The organism is Nocardia brasiliensis (assembly GCF_011801125.1).
Lineage (GTDB): Bacteria > Actinomycetota > Actinomycetes > Mycobacteriales > Mycobacteriaceae > Nocardia > Nocardia brasiliensis_C.
Genome location: NZ_CP046171.1, coordinates 429,270 through 455,073, shown reverse-complemented (window position 1 = coordinate 455,073; position 25,804 = coordinate 429,270). Strand labels below are relative to the sequence as shown.

The 25,804-nt window shown below is 68.2% G+C and carries 24 protein-coding genes and 1 tRNA gene; 14 read left to right on the top strand and 11 right to left on the bottom strand.

Annotated elements, in window-relative coordinates:
• Window positions 1–32 precede the first annotated feature (32 nt).
• Window positions 33–1,619, bottom strand: coding sequence for a peptide ABC transporter substrate-binding protein (locus F5X71_RS02120; RefSeq protein WP_167466137.1), 1,587 nt, complete (start codon window positions 1,617–1,619; stop codon window positions 33–35).
• A gap of 417 nt (window positions 1,620–2,036) precedes the next feature.
• Between F5X71_RS02120 and acs the strand changes: the two genes are divergently transcribed.
• The 4 genes from acs to F5X71_RS02100 all read left to right on the top strand — a co-directional run bounded on the left by acs (window position 2,037) and on the right by F5X71_RS02100 (window position 6,959).
• Window positions 2,037–3,980 carry an acetate--CoA ligase gene (gene acs, locus F5X71_RS02115; RefSeq protein ID WP_167460415.1) on the top strand — a complete coding sequence of 648 codons (1,944 nt, stop codon included), beginning with the start codon at window positions 2,037–2,039 and terminating at the stop codon, window positions 3,978–3,980.
• Between the two features lie 214 nt (window positions 3,981–4,194).
• Window positions 4,195–5,451 (top strand): Na+/H+ antiporter NhaA, encoded by a 1,257-nt coding sequence (gene nhaA, locus F5X71_RS02110; protein WP_167466136.1) that lies wholly within the window; start codon window positions 4,195–4,197, stop codon window positions 5,449–5,451.
• Window positions 5,448–5,978 carry a phage holin family protein gene (locus F5X71_RS02105; protein ID WP_167460414.1) on the top strand — a complete coding sequence of 177 codons (531 nt, stop codon included), beginning with the start codon at window positions 5,448–5,450 and terminating at the stop codon, window positions 5,976–5,978. The genes nhaA and F5X71_RS02105 overlap by 4 nt, the downstream gene beginning before the upstream one ends.
• 45 nt (window positions 5,979–6,023) lie before the next feature.
• Complete coding sequence (locus F5X71_RS02100; protein WP_167460413.1) at window positions 6,024–6,959, top strand: alpha/beta fold hydrolase; 936 nt, start codon at window positions 6,024–6,026, stop codon at window positions 6,957–6,959.
• Between the two features lie 107 nt (window positions 6,960–7,066).
• Here the strand turns inward: F5X71_RS02100 and F5X71_RS02095 are convergent, their stop codons facing one another.
• The 4 genes from F5X71_RS02095 to nth all read right to left on the bottom strand — a co-directional run bounded on the left by F5X71_RS02095 (window position 7,067) and on the right by nth (window position 10,389).
• Complete coding sequence (locus tag F5X71_RS02095; RefSeq protein ID WP_167460412.1) at window positions 7,067–8,260, bottom strand: MarP family serine protease; 1,194 nt, start codon at window positions 8,258–8,260, stop codon at window positions 7,067–7,069.
• A 79-nt stretch (window positions 8,261–8,339) separates the two neighbouring features.
• Window positions 8,340–9,056, bottom strand: a complete 717-nt coding sequence (locus F5X71_RS02090) for an NUDIX hydrolase (RefSeq protein WP_167460411.1) — start codon at window positions 9,054–9,056, stop codon at window positions 8,340–8,342.
• Window positions 9,053–9,691, bottom strand: coding sequence for a TlpA family protein disulfide reductase (locus tag F5X71_RS02085; protein ID WP_167460410.1), 639 nt, complete (start codon window positions 9,689–9,691; stop codon window positions 9,053–9,055). Before F5X71_RS02085 ends, F5X71_RS02090 begins: the two co-directional genes overlap by 4 nt.
• On the bottom strand, window positions 9,688–10,389 hold the full coding sequence (nth, locus tag F5X71_RS02080) for an endonuclease III (RefSeq protein WP_167466134.1): 702 nt from the start codon (window positions 10,387–10,389) through the stop codon (window positions 9,688–9,690). The genes F5X71_RS02085 and nth overlap by 4 nt, the downstream gene beginning before the upstream one ends.
• Before the next feature lie 238 nt (window positions 10,390–10,627).
• On the opposite strand from nth, the gene F5X71_RS02075 reads away from it, so the two are divergent.
• Together F5X71_RS02075 and F5X71_RS02070 are read left to right on the top strand one after the other, a co-directional pair.
• The gene (locus tag F5X71_RS02075; RefSeq protein WP_014981184.1) at window positions 10,628–10,855 is read left to right on the top strand and encodes a hypothetical protein; all 228 of its coding nucleotides are present in this window, start codon (window positions 10,628–10,630) and stop codon (window positions 10,853–10,855) included.
• Window positions 10,856–11,071: 216 nt separating this feature from the next.
• Complete coding sequence (locus F5X71_RS02070) at window positions 11,072–11,746, top strand: Crp/Fnr family transcriptional regulator (RefSeq protein WP_011206875.1); 675 nt, start codon at window positions 11,072–11,074, stop codon at window positions 11,744–11,746.
• Between the two features lie 130 nt (window positions 11,747–11,876).
• Here the strand turns inward: F5X71_RS02070 and F5X71_RS02065 are convergent, their stop codons facing one another.
• The 3 genes from F5X71_RS02065 to F5X71_RS02055 form a co-directional block, all read right to left on the bottom strand.
• Window positions 11,877–12,668 carry an MBL fold metallo-hydrolase gene (locus F5X71_RS02065; protein ID WP_167460409.1) on the bottom strand — a complete coding sequence of 264 codons (792 nt, stop codon included), beginning with the start codon at window positions 12,666–12,668 and terminating at the stop codon, window positions 11,877–11,879.
• A 599-nt stretch (window positions 12,669–13,267) separates the two neighbouring features.
• On the bottom strand, window positions 13,268–13,735 hold the full coding sequence (locus tag F5X71_RS02060) for a RidA family protein (protein ID WP_167460408.1): 468 nt from the start codon (window positions 13,733–13,735) through the stop codon (window positions 13,268–13,270).
• A gap of 13 nt (window positions 13,736–13,748) precedes the next feature.
• The gene (locus F5X71_RS02055; RefSeq protein ID WP_014981181.1) at window positions 13,749–13,910 is read right to left on the bottom strand and encodes a DUF4177 domain-containing protein; all 162 of its coding nucleotides are present in this window, start codon (window positions 13,908–13,910) and stop codon (window positions 13,749–13,751) included.
• 194 nt (window positions 13,911–14,104) lie between these two features.
• Here F5X71_RS02055 and F5X71_RS02050 point away from each other — a divergent pair, with 194 nt between their 5' ends.
• Both F5X71_RS02050 and F5X71_RS02045 read left to right on the top strand, forming a co-directional pair.
• Window positions 14,105–15,124 (top strand): ArsA-related P-loop ATPase, encoded by a 1,020-nt coding sequence (locus F5X71_RS02050; protein ID WP_167466132.1) that lies wholly within the window; start codon window positions 14,105–14,107, stop codon window positions 15,122–15,124.
• 61 nt (window positions 15,125–15,185) lie between these two features.
• The gene (locus F5X71_RS02045; protein WP_167460407.1) at window positions 15,186–16,307 is read left to right on the top strand and encodes an ArsA family ATPase; all 1,122 of its coding nucleotides are present in this window, start codon (window positions 15,186–15,188) and stop codon (window positions 16,305–16,307) included.
• A gap of 96 nt (window positions 16,308–16,403) precedes the next feature.
• Here the strand turns inward: F5X71_RS02045 and F5X71_RS02040 are convergent, their stop codons facing one another.
• Window positions 16,404–16,727, bottom strand: coding sequence for a WhiB family transcriptional regulator (locus F5X71_RS02040; protein ID WP_014981178.1), 324 nt, complete (start codon window positions 16,725–16,727; stop codon window positions 16,404–16,406).
• Between the two features lie 359 nt (window positions 16,728–17,086).
• Here F5X71_RS02040 and F5X71_RS02035 point away from each other — a divergent pair, with 359 nt between their 5' ends.
• A complete protein-coding gene (locus F5X71_RS02035; RefSeq protein ID WP_167460406.1) occupies window positions 17,087–19,453 on the top strand; it encodes a penicillin-binding protein in 2,367 nt (788 codons plus the stop codon).
• A 73-nt stretch (window positions 19,454–19,526) separates the two neighbouring features.
• On the opposite strand, the gene F5X71_RS02030 is transcribed toward F5X71_RS02035, so the two are convergent.
• Window positions 19,527–19,991: a GatB/YqeY domain-containing protein gene (locus tag F5X71_RS02030; RefSeq protein WP_167460405.1), complete on the bottom strand. Its 465-nt coding sequence runs from the start codon at window positions 19,989–19,991 to the stop codon at window positions 19,527–19,529.
• 147 nt (window positions 19,992–20,138) lie between these two features.
• Between F5X71_RS02030 and F5X71_RS02025 the strand changes: the two genes are divergently transcribed.
• From F5X71_RS02025 to F5X71_RS02015, 3 genes are all read left to right on the top strand, one after another.
• A complete protein-coding gene (locus F5X71_RS02025; RefSeq protein ID WP_167460404.1) occupies window positions 20,139–21,101 on the top strand; it encodes a metallophosphoesterase in 963 nt (320 codons plus the stop codon).
• Window positions 21,102–21,141: 40 nt separating this feature from the next.
• Complete coding sequence (locus F5X71_RS02020) at window positions 21,142–22,626, top strand: hypothetical protein (protein WP_167460403.1); 1,485 nt, start codon at window positions 21,142–21,144, stop codon at window positions 22,624–22,626.
• Window positions 22,627–22,707: 81 nt separating this feature from the next.
• A tRNA-Pro gene (locus F5X71_RS02015) sits at window positions 22,708–22,781 on the top strand.
• A 67-nt stretch (window positions 22,782–22,848) separates the two neighbouring features.
• On the opposite strand, the gene F5X71_RS02010 is transcribed toward F5X71_RS02015, so the two are convergent.
• Window positions 22,849–23,613, bottom strand: coding sequence for a TetR/AcrR family transcriptional regulator (locus tag F5X71_RS02010; RefSeq protein WP_203218256.1), 765 nt, complete (start codon window positions 23,611–23,613; stop codon window positions 22,849–22,851).
• Window positions 23,614–23,729: 116 nt separating this feature from the next.
• Here F5X71_RS02010 and F5X71_RS02005 point away from each other — a divergent pair, with 116 nt between their 5' ends.
• Window positions 23,730–24,911: a DUF418 domain-containing protein gene (locus F5X71_RS02005; RefSeq protein WP_167460402.1), complete on the top strand. Its 1,182-nt coding sequence runs from the start codon at window positions 23,730–23,732 to the stop codon at window positions 24,909–24,911.
• A gap of 95 nt (window positions 24,912–25,006) precedes the next feature.
• The gene (locus F5X71_RS02000; RefSeq protein ID WP_167460401.1) at window positions 25,007–25,747 is read left to right on the top strand and encodes an SDR family NAD(P)-dependent oxidoreductase; all 741 of its coding nucleotides are present in this window, start codon (window positions 25,007–25,009) and stop codon (window positions 25,745–25,747) included.
• Window positions 25,748–25,804 lie beyond the last annotated feature (57 nt).

Genomic DNA, 25,804 nt, shown 5'->3' with positions numbered 1-25,804 from the left:
CGCCGTGCGGGACGGCGCGGCTCATCTAGCGGCTACTTCTCGATGTTCTCGAAATCGAACAGACCGTTCCAGGCGAGGTTGGCCTTCACCTTCTCGGAGCGGCCGGCGGCGGCGATGTAGTCCAGCACCGGGATGTCGGCCATCTGGCTGAGCATCATGGTCTGCGCCTGCGCGACGATCTTGTAGGACTCCTCCTGCGTCGGCGCGGCCAGCGCGGCGTCGAGCAGCTTGTCGAACTCCGGGACCTTCCAGTCGACGTTGTTCGTCTCGGAGTAGCTGTAGTACTGCGAGGTCAGGAACTGCAGCATGGTCGGGTAGTCACCCTGCCAGCCGTAACGGAACGCCTTGTTGATCGACTTGGCGTTGACCTCGTCACGGATGTTCTTGAACGTCGGGTACGGGGTGCCGATGGCATCGATGCCCAGGGTGTTCTTGATGCTGTTGGCGACCGCCTCGATCCATGCCTGGTGCCCGCCGTCGGAGTTGTAGGCGATCTCGTAGCGACCCGACCACGGGGACATGGCATCGGCCTGCGCCCACAGCTTCTTGGCCTCTTCCGGGTTGTACTTCAGGAACTCCGAGCCGGGCAGGTTGCCGTCGAAGCCGGGCAGCGAGGCGGAGGTGAAGTCCCGCGCGGGCAGGCGGGTGCCGTGGAAGATGTTCTGGCAGATCTGCTCTCGGTTGATCGCCATGGACAGCGCCTTGCGGCGCAGCACGCCCTCTTCGCCGCTGAAGTGCGGCACGTTGGACTGAATGCCGATGTGCTGGTTCTGCGCGGTCGGCTTGGTGATCGCGCGGTCGCCGAGGTCCTTCTCGTAGGAGGTGATCGCGCTGTCCGGGATCGTGTCGAGGGTGTCGAGGTTGCCCGCGATCAGGTCCGCGTACGCGGTGTCGAAGGACTGGTACATCACGAAGCGCAGGCCCTTGTTCTTCGGCATGCGCCCGCCCTTGTAGTCGGGGTTGGGCACCAGGTCGATCTGCACGTTGTGCTGCCACGCACCCTCGTGCGCGAACTTGTACGGGCCGTTGCCGATCGGGTTCTCGCCGAAGGCCTTCATGTCCTTGAAGGCCGCCTCGGGCAGCGGGTAGAACGGCGCGTAGCCGAGCTCGGTCTCGAAGTCGATCGATGGCGACTTCAGTTCGACGGTGAAGGTGCGGTCATCGACGACCTTGAGGCCCTTCATGGTCTGCGCCGTCGGCTGTTCGGCGGACACCTCGTCGAAGCCGAGGATCGGCGTGAAGACGTAGCTCTGCAGCTGCGCGTTGGTGCCGAGGGCGCCGTAGTTCCACGCGTCGACGAACGACTTCGCCTTCACCGTGGTGCCGTCGGAGAACTTCCAGTCCGGCTTGATGGTGATCTTGTAGGTCTTGCGGTCGGTCGTCTCGATCTTCTCGGCCATCTCATCGTGTGCCACGCCGTTGCCGTCGTAGTACTTGAGACCCGCGAAGAGCCGGTCGACGACTCGCCCACCCATGTTCTCGTTGGTGTTGGTCGGTACCAACGGGTTCTGCGGTTCACCACCATTGGTCGTGACGATGCTCGAGTCGGCACTGTCGTCCGACGAACAAGCTGCCAGTCCGAGGCTTGTGGCCAGTAGTGCTGCCGCAGTCAGCGCCATTGCTCTGTTGAATCTCAACGCGTTCTCCCGTTTTCGAGAAGGGCGGAGCCTGATGGCACGCGTTGAGGTCAACCAGGCGCATGCCGGCACGATCCGCCTTGGGTGCCTCGGAGATTATCCACCTGCGAGGGACTCTGTCAGCAGATTGACCAGAGTTCGTTCCACTAATTACCAATTCGGCAACATCGCCGAAACACGAAAAACATCGCGTGAAAACGACCGATCCGCCGAAACATTGCCTCCATAGGGCGCGTTCTGTTGTCTCCCTGACGACACCGCGCCGGTGCGGATCATGCAACGGCGTGACGGTACGGAAACCCGGTCGACACACCGGAAGCGGCGTGGGTCACAGTTGTCTACTGTCGAACTGGCTGCGTTTGAATCGCGGGCTCAGGCTACGTCGAAAGAAGAAGCGAGATGACCGAAACAGCCGACCACAGGGACTCGTACCCGCCCGCCGCGGACTTCGCGGCCGCGGCGAACGCCGATGCCGCGCTGTATCAGCGGGCCGCGGCCGATCGCGACGCGTTCTGGGCCGAGCAGGCAGATCGTTTGCACTGGCACGAGCGGTGGAACCAGGTGCTGGACTGGACCGACGCGCCGGTCGCGAAGTGGTTCGTCGGCGGCAGGCTCAATGTCGCCTACAACTGCGTCGACCGGCACGTCCTCGCCGGGCACGGCGACCAGGTCGCCATCCACTGGGAGGGCGAACCCGGCGACGCCCGCGACATCACCTACCGCGAGTTGCTCGCCGAGGTGAGCCGCGCCGCGAACTATCTGACCGAACTCGGCCTGCGCGCCGGTGACCGAGTAGCGATCTACATGCCGATGGTGCCCGAAGCCATCGTCTCGATGCTGGCCTGCGCCCGGCTCGGCCTCACCCACTCGGTCGTGTTCGCCGGCTTCTCCCCCACCGCACTGCGCCAACGCGTCGACGACGCCCAAGCCCGGCTGGTCATCACCACCGACGGACAATGGCGACGCGGCAAAGCCGCGCCACTCAAAGCAGCGGTGGACGAGGCACTCGACGACACGCCCTCCACCGTGGAACACGTACTGGTGGTGCGCCGCACCGGAATCGAAGCGCCCTGGACCCAAGGCCGCGACCTGTGGTGGCACGAGACGGTGGCGAACGCGTCGGCTGAACACCAGGCACAGGCCTTCGACGCCGAACACCCACTGTTCATCCTCTACACCTCCGGCACCACCGGAAAACCCAAAGGCATCCTGCACACCAGCGGCGGCTACCTCACCCAAACCGCCTACACCCACCACAACGTCTTCGACCACAAAGCAGGACACGACGTCTACTGGTGCACCGCCGACATCGGCTGGGTCACCGGCCACAGCTACATCGTCTACGGACCACTGGCCAACCGCGCCACCCAGGTCGTCTACGAGGGCACCCCGAACTTCCCCGACGAGCACCGGCACTGGCAGATCGTCGAAAAGTACGGCGTCAGTATCTATTACACCGCGCCGACACTGGTCCGCACCTTCATGAAGTGGGGCCGCGAGATCCCCGACGCGCACGACCTGTCCTCGCTGCGGCTGCTCGGCAGCGTCGGTGAGCCGATCAACCCCGAGGCGTGGCGCTGGTACCGCGACACCATCGGCGCGGGCCGCACCCCGATCGTGGACACCTGGTGGCAGACCGAGACCGGCTCGATCATGATCTCCCCGCTGCCCGGCGTCACCGCCGCCAAGCCCGGCGCCGCGATGGCGCCGCTGCCCGGCATCTCGGCGCTGGTCGTCGACGAAGAGGGAAAACCGGTGCAGCGCGGGGAAACCGAGGCCAACGGCTACCTGGTGCTCGACCAGCCGTGGCCGTCCATGCTGCGCGGCATCTGGGGCGACATGCAGCGCTACCGGGACACCTACTGGGAGCGCTACGCCGAACAGGGCTGGTACTTCGCCGGTGACGGCGCGAAGCTCGACGCGGACGGCGACCTGTGGGTGCTCGGCCGGGTCGACGACGTGATGAACGTGTCCGGCCACCGCATCTCCACCGCCGAGGTGGAATCGGCACTGGTCGGACACTCCGGGGTCGCCGAGGCCGCGGTGGTCGGCGCCAGCGACGAGACCACCGGGCAGGGCATCGTCGCGTTCGTCATCCTGACCGCCGAGGCCAAGGACACCGGCAGCGCGCTGGTCGACGAACTGAAGGCGGAGGTGTCGCGCGAGATCAGCCCGATCGCGCGGCCGCGGGAGATCCACGTGGTGCCCGAGCTGCCCAAGACGCGCAGCGGCAAGATCATGCGGCGCCTGCTGCGCGATGTCGCGGAGGGCCGCGAACTCGGCGACACCTCGACGCTGGTCGACCCGAACGTCTTCGAGGCGATCCGGGCGAGCAAGGCGTAACCGCTCGACCGAGGCACGCATAGATAAGGCCGGTGGCGGTAGCGGCCACCGGCCTTATCGCGGTATGCGGAGGTACGTCGTCCGAGTGTGACCGTTAAGATTGCGTAAGGTGTGCCGGGAAGTCTGGTCGGCATGCGGTCGTGTACCCGAAAGCCGATTCGGCGGGTCGACATGGTCGCAGCCTCGACCCGACCCTGCCGAAAGGTTCCCCGTGATCACGCAAGTGCGCTCGGAACTATCCCGCTACCTCCGCACCGAGACGGTCGGCGGCGCCATACTGCTGATCGCCGCCGCCGTGGCATTGCTGTGGGTGAACTCCCCGTGGGGCGCGAGCTACCTGACGATGACCGAGACGGTGCTGCCCATCCCGCCGCTGCACCTGGATCTCACGCTCGCCGACTGGACCAAGGACGGCCTGCTCGCGGTCTTCTTCTTCGTCGCCGGCCTCGAACTCAAACGCGAACTCGTGGTCGGCGAGCTGGCCGACCCGAAACGCGCGGCCCTGCCGATCATCGCCGCGACCGGCGGCGTGGTCACCCCCGCGCTCATCGCCCTGCTCGTCGGGTCCGGCGTGCCGGGAATGGATCGCGGCTGGGCCATCCCGGTCGCCACCGATATCGCGTTCGCGCTCGCGGTGCTCGCTATGACGGGGTCGAGCATTCCGGCGAGCGCGCGGGTCTTCCTGCTCAGCCTGGCGGTGGTCGACGATCTGATGGCCATCGTCTTGATCGCGGTGCTGTTCACCGCGACGCTGTCGCTGCTGTGGCTGCTGGCGGCCACGGCCTGTTTCGGGCTGTGGGCGCTGGCGCAGCACAGGCGCATCCGCACCCCGTGGCTCTACCTGCCGCTGGCGCTGATCGCCTGGTACGCGCTGCACGAGGCGGGCATTCACCCGACGCTGGCCGGGGTGATCCCCGGTCTGCTCACCAGGGTGCGCCCCGATCCCGGCGAGGACGAGGCGCCCGCCACCCGGCTCGAGCATCTGATCCAGCCGATCTCGGCCGGGGTGTGTGTGCCGCTTTTCGCGTTGTTCGCCTCCGGAGTTCCGTTGGACGGCAAGGTGTTCGGCCAGCTGTTCAGCGACAGGCTGGCGCTGGCCGTGATTCTCGGGTTGCTACTCGGCAAAACCGCGGGAATATTCGGGATCAGTTGGCTCGCAATCCGGTTCGGCGTGGCCAAGCGGCCCGCCGGGCTCGGGTATCGCGACATGTTCGCCCTGTCGGTGCTCGGCGCGATCGGCTTCACCGTTAGCCTTCTCGTGGCGGAACTCGCGCTGGCCGATGTCGGCGACGGGTCGGCCGCGGAATTGGCGAAGGCCGCTGTGTTGGTCACATCAATGTCGGCGTCGCTTGCCGGTTCGGCGCTACTGTTGCGGCGAGGGCGTGTCCACCAGGCGCGTCGGGACGCGCGTGCGCTACAACGAGAAGACGAGGACGCAGTGCCGGGACAGGGAGAAGGGTCGACCAAGTGAGTTACACAAACGGCGGTAACGGGAACGACGCGCAGCGCGGTCGTACAGTGACCTCCATTCCCTTGTCCGACGCGAATCCCACCGGCAACGCCAGCATCGGCAGCCTGGTGCGCGACGCCACCGAGCAGATGTCGACGCTGGTCCGGGCCGAGGTCGCGCTCGCCAAGGCGGAGGTCACCGGTGAGATCAAGAAGGGGCTGCAGGGCAGCGTCTACTTCATCCTCGCGCTGACCGTCCTGCTGTTCAGCACGTTCTTCTTTTTCTTCTTCCTCGGCGAACTGCTCGACGTGTGGCTGGCCCGCTGGGCGGCCTTCCTGATCGTGTTCGCGCTGATGATCCTCGCGACCGTGCTGCTGGCCGGGCTCGGCTATCTGCGGGTGAAGAAGCTGCGGGCGCCGGAGAAGACGATCGACTCGCTCAAGCAGGCCCGCGCGGTGCTGCCGCACGGACTCGGCGCGGCCGCGCACGAGGACCGCGCGGCGCTGACCCACGATGGCCGTCCCGCCCTGGACAAACCCGCCTCGTAACCGCTCGCTCGCGCGCGGATACCCCGACAACTAGGCTGCATCGGCGTGTCGTCGCACTCAATTCCGGATCCGTCCAGCGTCCGTTTCGACGGGCCGTGGGCGCATCGGGACGTTCATGCCAACGGCATCCGCTTCCACGTGGTCGACGCGGCCCCGGACCGCGCCGACGCCCCACTCGTCGTGCTGCTGCACGGCTTCGCCGACTTCTGGTGGTCCTGGCGCCATCAGCTCACCGGGCTGGCCGCGCACGGCTATCGCGCGGTGGCCGTCGATCTGCGCGGCTACGGCGACAGCGACAAACCGCCCCGCGGATACGACGGCTGGACCCTGGCCGGTGACATCGCCGGACTCATCCGCGCCCTCGGTTATCCCGACGCGACCCTGGTCGGGCACGCCGACGGCGGACTGGTCTGCTGGGCCACCGCGGTACTGCATCCCCGGCTGGTCCGCTCGATCGCGGTGGTGAGTTCGCCGCATCCCGCCGTGTTGAAGAGCGCGGTGCTGCACAACCGCCACCAGCGCGCGACCTGGCTGCCCAACTTCCTGCGCTACCAACTGCCGCGCTACGGCGAGCGCCTGCTGACCACCGGTGACGGCTTCGAGGTCGAACGGCTGCTGCGTCAGCGGGTCAGCGGATCATGGTCGGGCACCACCGAATTCGTCGACACCGCCCGGCGGATGCGCTCGGCCATCCAGATTCCCGGTGCCGCGCACTGCGCGCTGGAGTATCAGCGCTGGGCCTTCCGCAGCCAGTGGCGTCCGGACGGCAGGCGGTTCATGGCGACCATGCGTGTCCCGATCCGGATCCCGGTGCTCGCCATGCGCGGCGATCTGGATCCCTACGTGCTCGCCGGCACCTTCCGGCGCGGCCAGCATCTGTCGCCCGAGCGGCAGCTGACCCTCATCCCGGCCGCCGGACACTATGCGCACCAGGAGAATCCGGAGATGGTGACCGCCGAACTGGCGAAACTGCTCGCGTAGCTTCGGTATTCGCGAGCAGCGGCCCTGACCCGCCGCCGGGTCGCGTGCCCGACCCGAGGGCGACCGCCGCAGGCGACCGCCGCAGGCGACCGCCCTCGAATCTCCCGTCAGCTCAGCACGCAGGCTCCGGTGCCCACCGGGGTGTTCACGTTCGGCGCGGCGTCGAGCTGCGCACGGACCTCGGCCAGCGTCAGCACGTAGCCGGTGTCGTCGTCGGTGACCGCGGCACCGAACACCACGCCGAGCACGTTGCCTTCCGTATCGACCAGCGGCCCACCGGAATTGCCCGCCCGCACCAGGCCGCGCACGGTATAGACCTGCCGTTCCACGGTGCCGTCGCGGTAGATGTTCGGACCCGTCAGATCCAGCGTCTCGCGCACCCTGGCCGCGCTGGCCGTGTAGCGCCCGCCGCCGGGGTAGCCGAGCACGATCGCGCTGTCACCGGAACGCGCGGGCGCGGGCGCCTGCGTGATCGGCGGCGCGGTCAGGCCGGGCACCGCGAGCACCGCGACGTCGGTCGACGGATCGAACAGCACGACCGTGGCGTCCAGCGGCCCGGTCGCCGAATCGACCTGGATGCTGGTGGTGCCCGCGACCACGTGCGCGTTGGTCATGATCCGCTCCGGGGCGATCACGAAGCCCGAACCCTCCAGCGCCCGCTGGCAACTCGGCGCGACACCGCGGATGCGCAGCACGCTCTGCTGCAGCGAGCCCGCGACCGGACTGCCGAGCACGCTCGCGTCCGGCGGCTCGACGGCCGCGATCGGTGCCCGGCCGAACGGACCGATCACGTCCGGCAGGCCGGAGGTATTGAGCAGCTTGGAGAACTCGTTGGGCAAGCGGCGCAACCAGTTCGGCGCCACCTGGTTCACGTCGGTGAGCACCCGGGAGCCGTTGATCGCGGTGGCGATCGAGGGCTGCGACGAGGTGGCCAACGGCAACGCGAGCAGCCACGCGGTGACCAGCACGGCCACCGCCTGCAGCGCCGCGCCGACCACGCTGTCCACACTGCGGGTGAACGGATGTCGCATGCCGCTGCGCGCGGCCCGGCCGAGCACCATGCCCGCGACCTCGCCGATGATCACCAGCAGCACGATCAGCAGCACACCGGTCAACACCCTGGTACGGCCCTCGTCGACATGGACCAGGATGTGCGGCGCGATCAGGATGCCCGCGACCGCGCCGAGCACGACGCCGAGGAAGGCTAGCGCCGAGGCCACCGCACCCTGGCGCCACCCGGAGGAGGCGGCCAGCAGTGCGAGCAGCACCACCGCGATATCGAGCCATGCGGACGAACTCACCCCTGCACCTCGCTGCCGCTCGCCTCCGGCGTGTGCTGGTCAGCAACGCCGCGTCCCCGATTCCCTCGCTGACCCTGCCTCATAAGGTCATTCCCACTGCAGCCAGTGCCGTCTCCAGATCACGTACGTCGGTGTGGTCCCACTCTTGTTCCCAGCCCGCGGTCTTACAGATTCCGGCAAGGATGCCGCCGGTCAATCCCCACACCAGCATCCCGTCCACCTGGAACGCGGGGCTCTGGTAGCCGAGCCTGCCGCGGACCAGAAAGCGGTTGTCCGGGTCGAGCAGATCGGCGAGTCGCACCCGCACCACCCGTTCGGTCTCGCTCGGATCGACCACCCCGACCTGGCTCGGCGTGCGCCAATAGGCGACGACCGGTGTCACGTCGAAGCGCGACGGCGGCACGAACAGCTTCGGCAGGATCGCGAGCGGCTCGACGCCGGACGGATCGAGGCCGGTCTCCTCGCAGGCTTCCCGCAGGGCGGTGTCGATCGGTCCGGTGTCACCCGGATCGACCTCGCCACCGGGAAAGGCGACCTGGCCGCGATGCTGGCGCAGGGTGGCGGCGCGCTGGGTGAGCAACACCTCGGCGTCCGCGGGCAGGCCGCCGGGCGCGGCGGGATCGGCCGCCGGCGACCCGCCGAACAGCACAAGCACCGCCGCCTGCCGCGGGGTCTTGGTGACCGTCATGGCGCGGCGCAGCGTGCGGGCCAGCGTGAGGGTGTCCGAGGAGTCGGTGTCGGGTTCGGTCGCCCGGCTCAGCCACTTCGGAATGTCCTGGGGCACAGGGATGGTCATGCGGCTACTCCCAGCTCCCTGGCGACGGTGTCCGCGATGTCGTCGACCCCGCTGAACGCGCGCACCTCCACCCGTGCCACCGAACCGTCCGCCCGGACCAGCACCGAAATCGGCAGTACCGCAGGGGCGCCGACCGCGGTGCGCACCCGCGTGTCCGCATCGAGCACGCCGGGCAGTCGCACGTCGAGTCCGGTCAGCCGGGCGAGCGCCTTGGCCTCGTCGGGGTCGCTGTGCACGGTCAGCACGGTAATCGTGTTTCCGGCGCGCCGCGCGAACTGCTGCAAATACGGCAATTCTTGCGCACACGGTCCACACCAGTACGCCCAGAGATTCAGCAGCGCGGGCTTACCGGCGAGCGCGGCGGCCAGATCCACCGTCGAGCCGTCTGCCAGGCAGTTCAGCGAGATGCCCGCGAGCGGACCGGTGCCGTTCACGCCCGGTGCGGGCCGCGGGCACGGCGCGAGACCCGCCGCGGCGCGTTGCTGTTCGGCAACTCCGGTGTCGCGCGGGGCCCGGTCGGTTCGGGTCGCCTGGTCGGTATCGCGCTCGCCGCGCGGCCACAGGGCGACCGCCAGCGCCAGCACCACGATCACTCCGGCCAGCGCCCATCGCCAGGCAACCGGGAGGGTCCTCACCGGCCGACCAGCTCGAGCAAATGCTCCTTCTCGGGACCCTTGACGAGGCCGGCCGCGGTATCGGGATCGGTAGGGCCCGCACCGAAGGACGGGCAGTCCTTGGCGAGCACGCACACGCCGCAGGCCGGCTTCCTGGCATGACACACCCGGCGGCCGTGGAAGATCACCCGGTGCGAGAGCATCGTCCACTCTTTGCGTTCGATCAGCTCGCCGACGATGTGCTCGACCTTCACCGGATCTTCCTCGGCGGTCCACTGCCAGCGGCGCACGAGACGGCCGAAATGGGTGTCGACGGTGATGCCCGGCACGCCGAAGGCGTTGCCCAAAATAACGTTCGCGGTTTTGCGCCCGATCCCGGGCAACTGCACCAATTCGTCCATGGTGTGAGGCAATTCACCGTCGTACCGGTCGAGCAGGGCCTGACCGAGGCCGATCAGCGAGTTCGCCTTGTTCCGGTAGAAACCGGTCGAGCGAACGTATTCCTCCAGCTCCGCGCGGTTCGCCTCGGCATAGGCGCGGGCGTCGGGGTACTTGGCGAACAGCGCGGGCGTGGTGAGATTCACCCGCACATCGGTGGACTGTGCGGAAAGTATTGTCGCGACCGCCAATTCGAGCGGAGTGGTGAAATCCAGCTCACAGTGCGCGTCCGGAAACGCCTCGGCCAGCACACGGTTCATCCGGCGCGCGCGACGGACCAGCCCGAGCTGGGTTTCCGCCTGTCGCGCGCGGGTTTTCCGCTTCGGGGCGGCGGGTGCCGCGGCCTGCGCATCGGGCGCCGCGGCGGTAGTCGCACGGCCGTTTCCGGCGGCGGTGGAAGGGGTGACACGCACCCGTCCACCATACGGAACTGTCGGCCGGCGTTGCCCGTCCAGTTCGGTTGCCGTGTTCCATCTGAGACCTAGACCGTGTTTACTCCTCCGTATGCAAGGACTCGCTGTGGTGCTCTTCCCAGTGCTGTTGATGCTGTTCGCACTGGGTATGGAGCGGGTCGAGAACCGGCTCCGCAAACTTCTCGAACCCGACGAAGAGGTTCAGCAGTACCTGGACAAGGCAAGCAACGCAGAAGTGAAAGAGCTGACGAGGCTCGGCCTGCCCGCTGCCGTGGCACGGATGCGCAAGCGCCGCGCCCGGGGCGAAGAGCTGGATGTGGCACGAGCGAGCTGACCGACGTGACCGGCTGACCCGGTGGCCGACACTGCGATAACCACGTGGGTGCCCGCGCGCGCCGAGATCAGAAACTGGTACGGTTCCTCGCTGCGCCATGCAATCCACACGTTACGTGGTGTCTGTCACTACGCTGTCATCATGCCGCGTAGACTGCGCTGTTGGCCGAGTCGCTTTCGGTCCAGTACAGAGCCATTTCCCATAAGGAGCACATAAGTGGACGAGGCCCTCGCCAGAGCAGGCATCTTCCAGGGCGTCGAGCCCACTGCGGTGGCCGCCCTCGCCAAGCAATTGCAGCCCGTGGATTTCCCACGTGGCCATGTCATTTTCAACGAGGGTGAACCGGGTGACCGGCTTTACATCATCACCTCGGGCAAGGTGAAGATCGGACGTCGTTCCCCCGACGGCCGGGAGAACCTGCTGACCATCATGGGCCCGTCGGACATGTTCGGTGAGCTGTCGATCTTCGACCCGGGCCCGCGTACCTCCACCGCCACCACGGTGACCGAGGTGCGTGCCGTGACGATGGACCGTGACGCCCTCAAGTCCTGGATCGACCAGCGGCCCGAGATCGCTGAGCAGTTGCTCCGCGTCCTCGCCCGGCGCCTGCGTCGCACCAACAACAACCTGGCCGACCTCATCTTCACCGACGTGCCCGGCCGGGTCGCCAAGGCGCTGCTGCAGCTCGCGCAGCGCTTCGGCACCCAGGAGGCCGGCGCGTTGCGGGTCACCCACGACCTCACCCAGGAGGAGATCGCCCAGCTGGTCGGCGCCTCCCGCGAAACCGTGAACAAGGCGCTCGCCGACTTCGCGCACCGCGGCTGGCTGCGGCTGGAGGGCAAGAGCGTGCTCATCTCCGACTCCGAGCGTCTGGCCCGCCGCGCGCGCTAGGTTCTGTCGAAGTCCGTCCGGGCGGTGCAGGCGCCCGCGGAACTTCGAGACATGGCCTGGCCCACAGAGGTTCACCCGCCTGCCGGATTCAGAGCTCCATGAATCCGGCAGGTCGGTTTCGACTGCGCGATTATCCCTCGGCGCGTAGGTAATCCAGCTGTGCCTGCACCGAGCTGCGGGCCGCGAGCCACAGTCGCTTGTCCACGTCGGCGTAGACCCGGCGCACCACGGCCATCGCGCCCGCGTCGGGGCCGAGTTCCCGCAGCGCCGCTCGCACCTGATCGAGCCGTTGGTGCCGGTGCGTGATGTAGTAGCGGGCCACCGGTTCCAGATCGGGATGGTCCGGCCCGTGCGCGGGCAGCAGCGCCTTGCCCGCACCGACCTCGACGAGACGATCGAGCGAGGACAGATAGTCGGCCAGGGTGCCGTCGCTCGAATCGAGCACGGTGGTGCCGCTGCCGAGAATCGTGTCACCGGTGAGCACCGCGTCGTCGAGCACGAAACTCACCGAGTCCCCCGTGTGCCCCGGAGTGTCGAGCACGGTGATGCGCAGCCCCGCCGCCTCGATCACCTCGCCGTCGACCAGCGGCGCGCCCGAACCGCGCAGGAATTCGGAGTCCTTGGCGCGCACCGGGGTTCCGGTCGATTTCACCAGCCGATCGATGCCACCGGTGTGATCGTGATGCCGGTGCGTGATCAGCGTCAGCGCGATCTCACCGCCCGTGACCTCGTCGATCTTCGCGATATGCGCCTTGTCCTTCGGACCGGGATCGACCACCACACAGTCCGATCGCCCCGGCGCCCGCAGAATCCAGGTGTTGGTGCCCTGCAACGTCATCTGGCCGGGATTGTCCGCGAGCAACACCGCCGCCGTCGCGGTGACCTGCCGTAGTTGCCCGTACGCGGGATGTTCAAGTGCCATGCCATCGTCCTAGAGTGCGATCCGACAGTCCGGGAGTGCTCCTGTCAAAAGACAACCACGCCCGCCCCTTCCACATGCCACAGGGCACCCCACCCACCGCCCCAGCCCTGAATCCCCCTGGAGGAGCGACCCACCCGCAACTTCCGCACCCACAGGTCCCACCCCCGCGCCCACAACCACCTGACCCTCGCGTTCGCTTCCCCACACGGAGCGATTCTCACGAGCAACCCCGTTCGCGGCCGCGCGGCAAATAAACACAGCCCACGAACGCTACGTCCCAAGCCCAAGCGCCCCAGCGGGCCTGGGCGAACGCGGTGATCCGCGCCGCAGGCGTCACGGCGGAGAAGATTCCCGCGCCCACCCCAACGGCCAGCGTCGACAGTTCAGAATCGCCGTCAAAACCACCGAGTCCGCAAACTAAACGCCCACTTCCCCACAAAACGCCCCCACCACGGAGCGAGTCTTACGAGCGACTCGGTTCGCGGCCGTCTCGTGGCTCAGCGGTCGAAGCGCACGCGCCGCAGGCGCAAGTCTCGACCGCTGAGACACGAGACATCAGGGCCGCGAACCACGCCGCGGCCACGCGGCCAACAACACCGTCACTCCACCTCGACGATGAGCTCCACTTCGACCGGGGTGTTCTTGGGCAGTTCCGAAACCCCGACGGCCGAGCGCGCGTGCACGCCCGCTTCGCCGAAGACTTCGCCGAGGAATTCGGAGGCGCCGTTGATCACGATCGGCTGGTCGCTGTATCCCGGTGCGGAGGCGACGAATCCGACGACCTTGACCACGCGCACCACTCGGTCGAGCCCGACGAGTCCGTGTACCGCGGCGAGGGCGTTGAGCGCGCAGAGGCGTGCGGCGTGCTGTGCCTGCTCGGTGCTGACTTCGGCGCCGACCTTGCCGACGGCCGAGAGCTCACCGTCGACGAACGGCAGCTGTCCGGAGGTGTAGACCAGCGATCCGGTCTGGATCGCCGGGATATAGGCGGCGACCGGCGGCGCGACGGGCGGCAGGGTCAGGCCGAGCCGGGCGAGGTTGGTTTCCCACTGGGTTGCTGCGGTCATGTCCGCTGCTCCTCTACTTCGGACGCTTGAGGTAGGCGACGTGCTGTTCGCCGGTCGGCCCCGGCAGCACGGTCACCAACTCCCATCCGTCGGCGCCCCACTGGTCGAGGATCTGCTTGGTCGCGTGCGTCAACAGCGGCACGGTCGCGTACTCCCACAGGCTGGCTTCACTCATGGGAGGAGCGTAGTTGTTGCCGCTCGGGTCGCGCGTGCGGCATCGCGTTGCCCGCGGCCGCCGCGGATCGGAAAATCAGCCGGGAATCCTACTGTCTGGTACAGATATATCTCGTGGACCAGGCACTAGACAGATCCCTCGGGCGCGATCTCAGAACGGGTTATAGGCTCGCGAACGTGGGAGTACCAACAGCAGTGCCGCTTTCGGCCGAGCCGGAGCTCGAAAAAGGCTGGCCGAAACGCGCCGAGAAGGCTCGTTTGCACTACGTCTCGGGCAAGGGCGGCACGGGGAAGTCCACCGTGGCCGCGGCGCTGGCGTTGGCCCTCGCGGCAGGCGGGCGGCGGGTGCTGCTGGTGGAGGTGGAGAGCAGGCAGTCGATCGCGCAGTTGTTCGATCTGCCGCCGCTGCCGCCGACCGAGACCAGGATCGCCACCGCGGACGGTGGCGGCGAGGTGGTCGCGCTGGCGCTCGACATCGAGCACGCCTTCCTCGAATACCTCGACATGTTCTACAACCTCGGCTTCGCGGGCCGGGCGATGCGCCGGATGGGCGCCATCGAGTTCGTCACCACGATCGCGCCCGGCCTGCGCGATGTCATCCTGACGGGCAAGATCAAGGAGACCGCGGTCCGGGTCGACAAGGACGGCAAGCGGGTCTACGACGAGATCGTGGTCGACGCCCCGCCTACCGGCCGGATCGCCAGTTTCCTCGATGTCACCCAGGCCATGCTCGAGGTGGCCAAGGGCGGCCCGATCGCCGCGCAGGCGGAGGGCGTTTCGAGGCTGCTGCACTCGGATCAGACGATGATCCACCTGGTCACGCTGCTGGAGGCGCTGCCGGTGCAGGAGACCGCCGACGCCGTCGCGGAATTGAAGGCCGCGGATCTGCGGATCGGCACGGTCATCGTGAACCGGGCCACCGAGGGCCAGCTGCCGCCCGAGCTGCAGGCGGCGGCGTCGCGGGGCGAGCTGGATACCGAGGCCGTGCGCGCCGGGCTCACCGCCGCGGGAATCACGCTGTCCGACAGCGACTTCCAAGGCCTGATCACCGAAACCGTCGAGCACGCGGCGACATTGCAGGCTCAGGACGACAGCGCGACCGAGCTCGCCAAGGTCGACGTGTCGCGCCTGTATCTGCCCGCCCTGCCGGACGGCATGGACCTCGGCGGCTTATATGAACTGGCCGAACACCTGAGCACTCAAGGGGTCAAATAGTGAGCGAGCGAACAGCTCCTGGCGCGGGCCTGCCGGAGCCGAGCGCGGACGAGGCGCAGTCATGACCGCGCCTGCGCCACTGGATATTTCGAGCATCATCGCGGACCGCTCAGCGCGCGTCGTGGTCTGCTGCGGGTCGGGCGGTGTCGGCAAGACCACCACCGCGGCGGCGATCGCGCTGCGCGCGGCCGAACAGGGCCGCAAGGTGGTCGTGCTCACCATCGACCCGGCGCGGCGACTGGCCCAGTCACTCGGCGTCGCCGACCTCGGCAACTCGCCGCAGCGGGTGCCGCTCGGCCCGCAGGCCAAGGGTGAGCTGCACGCGATGATGCTGAACATGCGCCGCACCTTCGACGACATGGTGCTCGAGCACACCAGTCCGGAGAAGGCCGAGCAGATCTTCGCCAATCCCTTCTACCAAACCGTCGCCTCGTCGTTCGGCGGGACGCAGGAGTACATGGCGATGGAGAAGCTCGGTCAGCTGGCCGGGCGCAAGGAGTGGGACCTGATCGTGGTCGACACTCCCCCGTCGCGCAACGCGCTGGACTTCCTGGACGCGCCCAAGCGCCTCGGAAACTTCCTGAACGGCAGGATGATCCGGGTCATCATGGCACCGGGCCGCGGCGTCACCCGGCTGGTCACCGGCGCGATGAGCCTGGCGGTGCGCGGGGTGTCCACGATCGTCGGCGGCCAAATGCTCAAGGACGCGTCGAATTTCCTGCAATCGCTGGATTCGCTGTTCGGCGGTTTCCAGGATCGCGCGGACCGGACCTACGCGATGCTGTCCAAGCCGGGCACGCACTTCCTGGTGGTGGCGGCCGCGGAGCCGGACGCGCTGCGCGAGGCGTCGTTCTTCGTGGATCGACTCTCCACCGAGCGCATGCCGTTGGCGGGACTGGTGCTCAACCGCACGCATCCGGCGCTGAGCGCACTCTCGGCCGGGCACGCGGCTACCGCGGCGGAGCAGCTGGCGGACTCGGATCCGCTCACCGCCGCGGTGTTGCGCATCCATGCCCGCCGCGTCGCCACGGACAAGCGCGAACAGCATCTGCTGCACCGGTTTACCGGCGCCCATCCGCGGGTACCGATCGTCGCGGTGACCGCGTTGCCGTTCGAGGTGTCCGATCTCGAGGCGCTGCGCGCCGTAGGTGATCAGCTGACCACCAACCGAGCATCTGCTTGATACATAGACGCATCGGCTATAGGTCCAAACGGAAGCATTTGCCCCCAAACGGAACTGAGCCCGCTTTCGCAGGCTCAGTTCCGAAGGTTCGCGGGGCTACATTGCCACCTGATGTTGGCGCTGGGCCTGGAAGAAGTCGGCCCAGGAGGTCACTTCCGGGTGCTGCTTGAGCAGCGCGCGCCGCTGCCGCTCGGTCATACCGCCCCACACACCGAACTCCACTCGATTGTCGAGCGCGTCGGCACCACACTGCATCAGCACCGGGCAGTGCCTGCAGATCGTCGCGGCTTTGCGCTGGGCAGCGCCGCGGACGAACAACTGATCGGGATCCACTTCCTTGCATCGGGCCTGGGCTACCCAGGCGATCCTTGCTTCGGCCTGCTCCACGTCCAATCGAGCGATGGGGGTTGTCATGTGCATTTGGTGTGCCCCTTTGCAGTCCGAACACCGGGTCAACGGCGCTCCAGAATCGCGTGTCAGCGTCGCAGCAACCCAAACCCCGCTGCGAACTGCACCACATTCCACTTTGAGTGTTAGCTCTATCACACTGGGTTCTCAATCTAGGTAAAGGTATGGGGATAGCGCAAGACCGCCCCCGGATTTTTTGGTACGTCCGTCCCTGCAAAATCCCCGGAGCGGCGGAGAGGCGGGCATATTCGCGGCGCGCCGTCCCGCGACACGCCAGACTCGCTCGCGCGACACGCCCATTACCTGTCATGAATCGCACTCCGGTAAACGCACGGAAGAGAGCTCCCAGCCCACCCCGTAGTCTGAGGATCGTGCCGATCACACAAACGCTCGCGAGGCTGGCCGGCAGCTGCCTGCTGGCTGCCGTGCTCGTGGCCGGGTTGCTGTTCCCGCTCGCAGGCGGTTTCGGGTTCGTCTCGAACCGAGCCGCCGACGCCGTCGACAACGTGTCCTCGGAACTGGTGGAGGGCACCGTGCCCGCCGTGTCGACCATGGTCGACGCGAGCGGCGCACCGATCGCCTGGCTGTACGAGCAACGCCGCTTCGAGGTGCCCAGCGACAAGATCTCCAACGACATGAAGCTGGCGATCGTCTCGATCGAGGATCGCCGCTTCGCCGAACACGAGGGCGTGGACTGGCAGGGCACCCTACGTGCGTTCCTGACCAACACTTCGAGCGGCGAGGTCCAGCAGGGCGCCTCGACGCTGGACCAGCAGTACGTCAAGAACTTCCAACTGCTGGTGGTGGCCAAGACCGACGCCGAGCGCCGGGCCGCGATCGAGACGACCCCCGCGCGCAAGATCCGCGAAATCCGCATGGCGCTCACCCTGGACCGTGAGCTCACCAAGGACGAGATCCTCACCAGGTACCTGAACCTGGTCCCGTTCGGTAACTCCTCCTACGGCATCCAGGACGCCGCGCAGACCTACTTCGGCATCGACGCCTCGGAGCTGAACGTCTCGCAGTCGGCCATGCTGGCGGGCATGGTGCAGAGCTCATCGAAGCTGAACCCCTACACCAACACCGAGGGCGTGCTGGCCCGGCGCAACACCGTGCTGGACACCATGATCCAGAACATCCCCAGCCGTGCCGACGAGTTCCGCGACGCCAAGACCAAGCCGCTCGGCGTGCTGCCCGAGCCCAAGGGCCTGCCGCGCGGCTGCATCGCCGCCCACGACCGCGGCTTCTTCTGCGACTACGCGCTGCAGTACCTCGCCAACGCGGGCATCAGCCGCGAGCAGATCGACAAGGGCGGCTACCTGATCCGCACGACGCTCGATCCCGTGGTGCAGGACTCGGTGAAGCGCTCGGTGACCGACTCGGCGAACCCGAATCTGGACAACATCGCCCAGGTCATGTCCGTCGTCGCGCCGGGCCAGGACTCCCATCCGCTGCTCGCGATGGCGAGCAGCCGCACCTACGGCCTGAACCGCGACGCGAACGAAACCGTGCAGCCGCAGCCGTATTCGATGGTCGGCGACGGCGCGGGCTCGATCTTCAAGATCTTCACCACCGCGGCGGCCATGGAGAAGGGGCTCGGCATCAACGCCCAGCTCGACGTGCCGGGCCGCTTCGAGGCCAAGGGCATGGGTAACGGTGGTGCCAGGGGCTGCCCGGCCGCCACCTACTGCGTCGAGAACGCGGGCAAGTACAAGTCGCCGATGTCGGTCACCGAGGCGCTGGCGACCTCGCCGAACACCGCGTTCGTCAAACTGATCCAGGCCGTCGGGGTGACCCCGACCGTGGACATGGCGGTCCGGCTCGGCATGCGCTCCTACACCGAGGCGGGCACCTCCGGCCACGGCAACCAGAGCCTCGCCGACATGATCAAGGAGCAGAACCTCGGCTCCTTCACGCTTGGCCCGGTCGCGATCAATCCGCTGGAGCTGTCCAACGTCGCCGCGACGCTCGCCTCCGGCGGCAAATGGTGCCCGCCGAACCCGATCAAGGAGGTCGTCGATCGGCAGGGCAAGCAGGTGCCGCTCACCCAGCAGGCCTGCGAGCAGGTCGTCGAGCCCGGCCTGGCGAACACCCTGGCCAACGCGATGAGCAAGGACGACATCAGCGGTACCGCCGCGGGCGCGGCCCAGTCCGCTGGCTGGTCGGCGCCGCTGTCGGGCAAGACCGGCACCACCGAGAGCCACCGCTCCTCGGCCTTCCTCGGCTTCACCAACTCGCTGGCCGCGGCCACCTACGTGTACGGCGACAGCCCGACACCCGGTGAGATCTGCTCGTTCCCGCTGCGAAACTGCGGTGACGGCAACCTGTTCGGCGGTAACGAACCCGCCCGCAGCTGGTTCAACTCGATCAAGCCGGTGCTCGGTCACTTCCCGCCGCCCGCACTGCCGCCGCTGGACGACAAGTACGTGCGCGGCTCGAACAACGCCCAGGTGCCCGACGTGGTCGGGATGTCACAGGGCGCCGCGACCGCCGCGCTGGTCGGCGCAGGCTTCCAGGTGACGCCGGTGACCGGGCCCGGCGCGCAGGCAAAGGGCACCGTGATGGGCACCGCGCCGAACGGCTCGGCCATCCCCGGCTCGGTGATCACGCTCTACGTCAGCGACGGCACGCAACGGGCGGCGCCACCGCCCGGCCCGCCGCCACCGGTGGGCATCCCCGGGTTGCCGCCGCCACCGCTGCTGCCGCCCATCCCGATCCCCATCCCCATCCCGCGCTAGCCGACGAAGGGCCGCGAACCTCCCGGTTCGCGGCCCTTCGCGTGGTCTCGGCACCCAGCCGCGCGCCCGACCCTTAGAGACGTGCTTTGACCGCCGCCGAGATGCGGGAGCCATCGGCCTTGCCGGCAGCGAGGCCGGTGGCGATCTTCATCACCTGGCCCATCTGCCGCATGCCGGGACGCTCGCCGAGCTGCTCGGCGACCTGGGCGATCGCGGTGTCGGCGAGGTCGGCGACCTCGGCGTCGGACAGTTGGGTCGGCAGGTACTCGTCGATGATCCTGGCCTCGGCGTGCTCGTTGGCCGCCAACTCGCCACGCCCCGCCTGGGTGTAGATCTCGGCCGACTCGCTGCGCTTCTTCGCCTCTTTCTGCAATACGGCGAGCACATCGGCGTCGGAGAGCTCGCGCGCCTCGGCACCGGCCACCTCGGCGGTCTGGATCGCCGCCAGCAGCATCCGCAATGTGGAAAGGCGCAGCGTGTCCTTGGCTTTCATCGCGGCGGTCATATCCGTCCGCAGTTGCGATTTGAGTTCCGACATGAGGCTCACGGTAGCCGCTCGCGCGCGAGCGGCCCACCACATTTGCCCGCCGCGAGCCATTTGCGCACGCCGATCCGCGGCGTACGCGCAAGGGCTTGTGCGTAAACACACTCGGCGATCCACAGCGGGGTCACCTATGCTGGGCAAATGCCCGTGATCTCGACCTCTGCTGTCCGCACGACCGCGTTGGGAGCCGCTGGGGCGGCGGTGGCCGGAATCGGCTACGCCTCGCTGGTCGAACGCAACGCCTTCGTTCTGCGGGAGGCAACCATGCCGGTGCTCGCACCGGGGTCGTCCTCGCTGCGGGTGCTCCACATCAGCGACCTGCACATGACCCCCGGCCAGAAGCACAAGCAGCAGTGGCTGCGGGAACTGGATCGGCTGGAGCCGGACCTGGTCGTCAACACCGGCGACAACCTCTCGCATCAGAAGTCGGTACCCGCGGTAGTCCAGGCCCTCGGCGGATTGCTTTCCCGCCCGGGGCTTTTCGTTTTCGGGAGCAACGACTACTTCGCGCCGGTGCCGAAGAACCCGCTCAAGTACTTCAAGAAGGACCACCGGCGCGTTTACGGCGCGCCACTGCCGTGGAAGGACCTGCGCGCGGCGTTCACCGAGCGGGGCTGGCTGGACCTGACCCACGTACGCCGCGACCTGGAGGTGGCTGGCATCCGCATCGCCACCGCGGGCGTGGACGATCCGCACCTGCGGCGCGACCGCTACGACACCATCGCGGGCACGCCGAACCCGTTGGCGGAGCTACGCATCGGCCTGACCCATTCGCCCGAGCCCCGCGTGCTCGACCGCTTCGCCGACGACGGCTACGACCTGGTGATGGCCGGGCACACGCACGGCGGCCAGCTGTGCCTGCCCGGCTACGGCGCGCTGGTCACCAACTGCGGTATCGACCGGTCCCGGGTGAAGGGCCCCTCGAAGTGGGGCGAGCACACCCAACTGCACGTCTCCGCGGGCATCGGCACCTCGCCGTGGGCGCCCTACCGCTTCTGCTGCCGTCCCGAAGCGACCCTGCTGACGCTGGTCGCGGCGCCGCCGAAGCGGCCTGCGAGCGACTCGGGCCAGGGCGTGTCTGCGTCGGAGGCCGTCGCCCGCTAAGGTCGCGTGCCGAGACGTGTGTGTCAGGTAGGGGACAACTGTGAGTGGATTCGACGACCGGCGCAACGACCCGACGGTTCTGGGTCAGCCCGGTGTGCCGTACCCGTCCGGCGACTCGCCCGCGCCGCAGGACGCGGGCGCCGAGCAACAGGGGCGCCCGTGGAAACGTGACTCCGGCTTCCATCAGACCTGGCAGCCGCCGGCCGGCTGGGCCGAGCGACAAGCCGAAGCGGGACCCGGCGCCGATCCCACGCTGCAATGGCAGCCGAATCCCGCCGCACCCGACCCGCAGGCCGGCGCCGAGGCGCGCCCGAACTACCAGTGGCAGCCCGGCCCGAGCGCGCCCGCGCCGACGGTGCAGTGGCAGCAGCCCGGCGGGCCCGCCCAGCCCGCGGGGTGGCAGACCCCGGCCCAGGCCGACCCAACCCTGTTGGCACAACCCGTTTCCGGCGGCTCCGGCCCTGGCGCACCGGGCGGGCTGTGGCAGCCGAGCCTCGGCGCCGACCCGAATCAGAGTCGTCCTGCCGAGGCCGCGCCGACACTGCTCGGCTACCCACAGGCCAACCGATTAGGCCAGCCCGACCCAGGGCGGCAATGGCAACCGGCACCGGGCCAGTACGGCGAGGTGCCACCGATCGAGCAGTACCAAGCCCCCGCGTACGGCACGCCGCAATACGGCCAGCCTGCCGGTTACGGGCCGCAGAACGGGTTCGGCGGACCGCCCCAGGGGCCGTCCGGTTACGGCCCCGGTACGAAACCGCCGGGCGGCCGCGGCAAAGCCGGGCTGTTGATCGGGCTGGTCGTGCTCCTGGTCGCCGCGGGTGCGGTGACCGCGATCGTGCTGACCAGACCCGGCTCGGATAACTCCGCGACCCAACAGAATTCGCCATCCATGGTGAGCGCGCTCACGCCGAGCGCAAGCGCCGGGCCCACGTCGTCCACGACCACCTCCGCCGCGCCGACGACCAACCCCAACGGCCGCAACGAAACCCCGGTGATTCCGGGCTATCAGGTCGTCGTCGCGCCCGACCGCGGCGCGGCCTACGACGTGCCCGCAGGCTGGACCGTCGCGGCGGAGACGGTCATCGGCGGATTCGGCGAACCACCGAACGCGGTGGCCGGCAAGGGTTACGCCAGCGAGGGCAAGGGATACTGCCCCGGCTCCACCCGCACGGTGTCCTTCCTCACCGGCTCGCAGAACCCCGATTCCGCAACGGCGGCAACCGATCTCGGCACTCGGACGGCCAAGCTCGCCTACACCGGGTCCGCCGACGGCACGCCGAGCGCGCCAGTACCGCTCGCCTCGCTGGACGGCACCCAGCACGGCATGTTCGTGGAGACCAAGGGCACCGTCAGCCAGGCCAAGCCCGGTTGCGCCACGGCCTACTCCGTGTACACCGTGGCCTACCCCACCGACAGCGGCAACTTCGTCATGGTGATCGCCGCCGACACCGGCGTCCCGAACGCCCTCGACGCCGACACCGCCAAGCGCATCTTCACCAGCATTCGCGCCCACGACGGCTAGACTGCCCGCGGGATACCCCCGCTGAGCAGGCGGTTTAACGTCCAGGCCGTCCCTGTTGTAAGCTACTGCAGGTTCGATTCACGGGGTGTGGCGCAGCTTGGTAGCGCGCTTCGTTCGGGACGAAGAGGTCGCAGGTTCAAATCCTGTCACCCCGACTCGTGGTTGAGACGAACGCTCTGCCCCGGCCTTCACCGGCCGGGGCAGAGTCGTATCCGGGGTAGGTCAGGCCTTTTCGGCGGCGGCTATCTCGTGGGCTATGCCGTTGAGAACGATCTCGAGGGTGCAGGCGAAATCGGGGTCTTCGGTGGGGTCCGCGGGCGGGGCGGGCGGCGGGTCGAAGACGGTGGAGCCGAAGAGTTTCGCGGCTTCCGGATAGCGATCCCGGTCGACCAACTCGGCCAGGGAACGCGTGTAAGCCTGGTTGACCTGAGCCTCGTCCAGTCCCGTGCCCACGCGCCCTTCGGCCAGTTGTTGCGTGAGCAGGCTCGCCTGGCGCACGTGACCGCTGACCAGCATCATGACGGCCACCTTGGTGGCCCAGTCGAGCGGGGTGCCCGCCAATATCCGCAGATGCGCGTCCATCCAGCTGATGGTGTTCGGACCACGCGGCGGCCCGGCGACCGGCACCTGCGGCAGCCACGGGTGCCGCAGGTGCGTAGCGCGCATCTCGTTGGCCCAGCGCCGCAGTGCCGTGCGCCAATCGGCGGGCGCGATCGGGAACTCGGGCGCCGGGCCTGACGCGTAGTCGGCCATCAGCTCGAAGAGTTCGTCCTTGGACCCGACATGCCGATACAGGGCCATCTTCGTGAAACCAAGCGCGGCGGCGACTTTCATCAACGTGACGCCCGCGAGCCCGTCGCGGTCGGCGAGTTCGACCGCCTTGCGCACCACCTGATCGACGTCGAGTTCGGCGGGACGCCCCAACCGCGCCGATGGCGCGAGCCGCCACAACCGGCTCAACTCCGCGGGCATTGCCTGCTCGGCCACTGCGGACACCTTCCTCGTGCTCGGCGACATGAATCGACCGGTTGCATCGTAGTCCGGCAGATAGTATCTATAGGATAGTATCCATTGGACATTTAAAAGACCGGAAGCTGGCAGCCATGACCGATCAAATGGTCACCCCGCGCACTCGCGTCTATGACGTAGACGCCCTGCGCGGCTTCGCCCTCTTGGGCATCTTCATCGTCAACATCACGTTCATGTCGTCCGGCTACCCAGGCAACCTGGTCATCGATCCGGCGTTCGACGGCCCGCTCGACGAGCTGGTCCGCGGCCTGTCCACGGTCTTCGTCGACATGAAGTTCTATCTGCTCTTCTCGTTCCTGTTCGGCTACAGCTTCACCTTGCAGATGGGCTCGGCGGCCGACGCGGGCGCGGCGTTCGAACCGCGCATGCTGCGGCGCATCGCCGGGCTGTTCCTCCTCGGCGTCGCGCACATCGTGTTCCTGTACGGCGGTGACGTGCTCACCACCTACGCCGTCGCCTGCCTCGCCCTTTTCCTGCTGCGCCGGGTCACCGACCGGACCGCGCTGCGCATCGCCGGGGCGCTCTACGGCCTCGTGCTGTCAAGCCTGCTGATCAGCGGCTTGTTCCTGGACATGACGGCCATGCTGCCCTCGGCGGAGCAGGCCAGAGTCAACGCCGAGCAAACGACCGCGGCCATGCTCGGCGGTTGGGGCGAGATCATCGGCACCCATCTCGACGGACTACGACTGCTGCTCCTGCAGGCCGTCAGCCTGCAAGGCCCGACCGCGCTGGCGATGTTCCTGCTCGGTCTCGTCGCGGGTCGGCGCAAGCTGCTGGCCGAGGTGCGTGGCGACGAACCGATGCTGCGCCGCGTCCAATGGATCGGCTTCCCGATCGGCTTGACCGGCAGCGTGATCTACACCCTCGGCGGCGGCACCGGCACGGCCCTCGCGGTGGCGGTGAGCGTGGCGACCGCCCCCTTCCTGGCGGCCGCGTATGTCGCGACCCTGCTGCGGCTGATGCACAGCCCGCGCACCGCGTGGATTCGCGGCGCACTGGCACCGGCGGGTCGAATCGCGCTGACCAACTATCTCGGTCAATCCGCGATCGGTCTGCTGCTGTTCACCGGCATCGGGCTCGGCTGGGCGGGCCGGCTCTCGCCCGCCGCGACCATCGCGACGGCCGTACTCGTGTTCGGCTTCCAGCTGGCGCTGAGCGCGGTGTGGTTGCGGCACTACCGGTACGGTCCCGCCGAATGGCTGCTGCGGTGGCTCACCAATGCGCGCCGCCCCGCATGGCGGAGCACGCAGGCGTGACACGCCTCACCATGGCGCCGATCGGCGTGGTTCCACCGGGTAGATGACCCGCCTTGGGGCAGAATCGGTTTCGTCCCCCTCCGAAAGGCCGAAACATGGGTTCACCCGCCGCGGCTGGCGCCGGACCGCTCACCGGGAAGACGGTGCTGATCACCGGCGGTGACAGCGGGATCGGCAAGAAGATCGCCGTCTCACTCGCCGCGCAGGGGGCGCAGGTGGTGATCCAGCATCCGCACGCGCCGGAATCCGCGGCGGATGTGGTCAAGGAGATCACCGGGTCCGGTGGTGCTGCGCTGGCGCTCGCGGCCGACATCGGGGACCGGCTCGAGTACGAGGAACTGGTGCAGGCCCTGCTCGAAGAATGCGGGCGCTGGGATGTACTGGTGAGCACCACCGGCCCGGCGGTCAGCACCCCGCTGGCCGAGCTCACCGAGGACGAGTTCGACCTCGCCTTCGCCACCCCGGCGAAGGGCGTGCTGCACGGCCTGCAGCTGGCCGCGACCCAACTGGCCGATGGTGGACGCGTCATCACCGTCGCGAGTGCCACCCCGTCGGACAGTACGGTCGATGCCGCAGCCACGGGGGCAATCGCGGAGTTCACCCGCGGGTTGGCCGCCGACTTCACCCAGCGGCGCATCACCGTCAACGCGGTGAGCCCCGCGAACGGCGGACCGGACGCGAACGCGCCCGCCGTGGCGCAGTTGCCCGGGCCCGTGAGCGAAACAACCGAAATCACCGAAGTGGTCGCGTTTCTGGCGACCGATGCCGCCGAAGCGGTCACTGCGCAGCACATTCGGGTCACCGACGGCGCCACCGAGGCCGCGGCGACCGTCTGAGGCGAATTTCGGCGAACCGCGAGCAACGCGGAATCGCGCCGAATTATCGCCGCGCCC

What these genes read in the sequence shown, in the direction of transcription:
- F5X71_RS02120 (WP_167466137.1), bottom strand. Translation starts at nt 1,619, where the DNA reads ATGGCGCTGACTGCGGCAGCACTACTGGCCACAAGCCTCGGACTGGCA.
- acs (WP_167460415.1), top strand. Translation starts at nt 2,037, where the DNA reads ATGACCGAAACAGCCGACCACAGGGACTCGTACCCGCCCGCCGCGGAC.
- F5X71_RS02090 (WP_167460411.1), bottom strand. Translation starts at nt 9,056, where the DNA reads ATGACCATCCCTGTGCCCCAGGACATTCCGAAGTGGCTGAGCCGGGCG.
- F5X71_RS02065 (WP_167460409.1), bottom strand. Translation starts at nt 12,668, where the DNA reads ATGGCACTTGAACATCCCGCGTACGGGCAACTACGGCAGGTCACCGCG.
- F5X71_RS02060 (WP_167460408.1), bottom strand. Translation starts at nt 13,735, where the DNA reads ATGACCGCAGCAACCCAGTGGGAAACCAACCTCGCCCGGCTCGGCCTG.
- F5X71_RS02055 (WP_014981181.1), bottom strand. Translation starts at nt 13,910, where the DNA reads ATGAGTGAAGCCAGCCTGTGGGAGTACGCGACCGTGCCGCTGTTGACG.
- F5X71_RS02045 (WP_167460407.1), top strand. Translation starts at nt 15,186, where the DNA reads ATGACCGCGCCTGCGCCACTGGATATTTCGAGCATCATCGCGGACCGC.
- F5X71_RS02040 (WP_014981178.1), bottom strand. Translation starts at nt 16,727, where the DNA reads ATGCACATGACAACCCCCATCGCTCGATTGGACGTGGAGCAGGCCGAA.
- F5X71_RS02030 (WP_167460405.1), bottom strand. Translation starts at nt 19,991, where the DNA reads ATGTCGGAACTCAAATCGCAACTGCGGACGGATATGACCGCCGCGATG.
- F5X71_RS02025 (WP_167460404.1), top strand. Translation starts at nt 20,139, where the DNA reads ATGCCCGTGATCTCGACCTCTGCTGTCCGCACGACCGCGTTGGGAGCC.
- F5X71_RS02005 (WP_167460402.1), top strand. Translation starts at nt 23,730, where the DNA reads ATGACCGATCAAATGGTCACCCCGCGCACTCGCGTCTATGACGTAGAC.
- F5X71_RS02000 (WP_167460401.1), top strand. Translation starts at nt 25,007, where the DNA reads ATGGGTTCACCCGCCGCGGCTGGCGCCGGACCGCTCACCGGGAAGACG.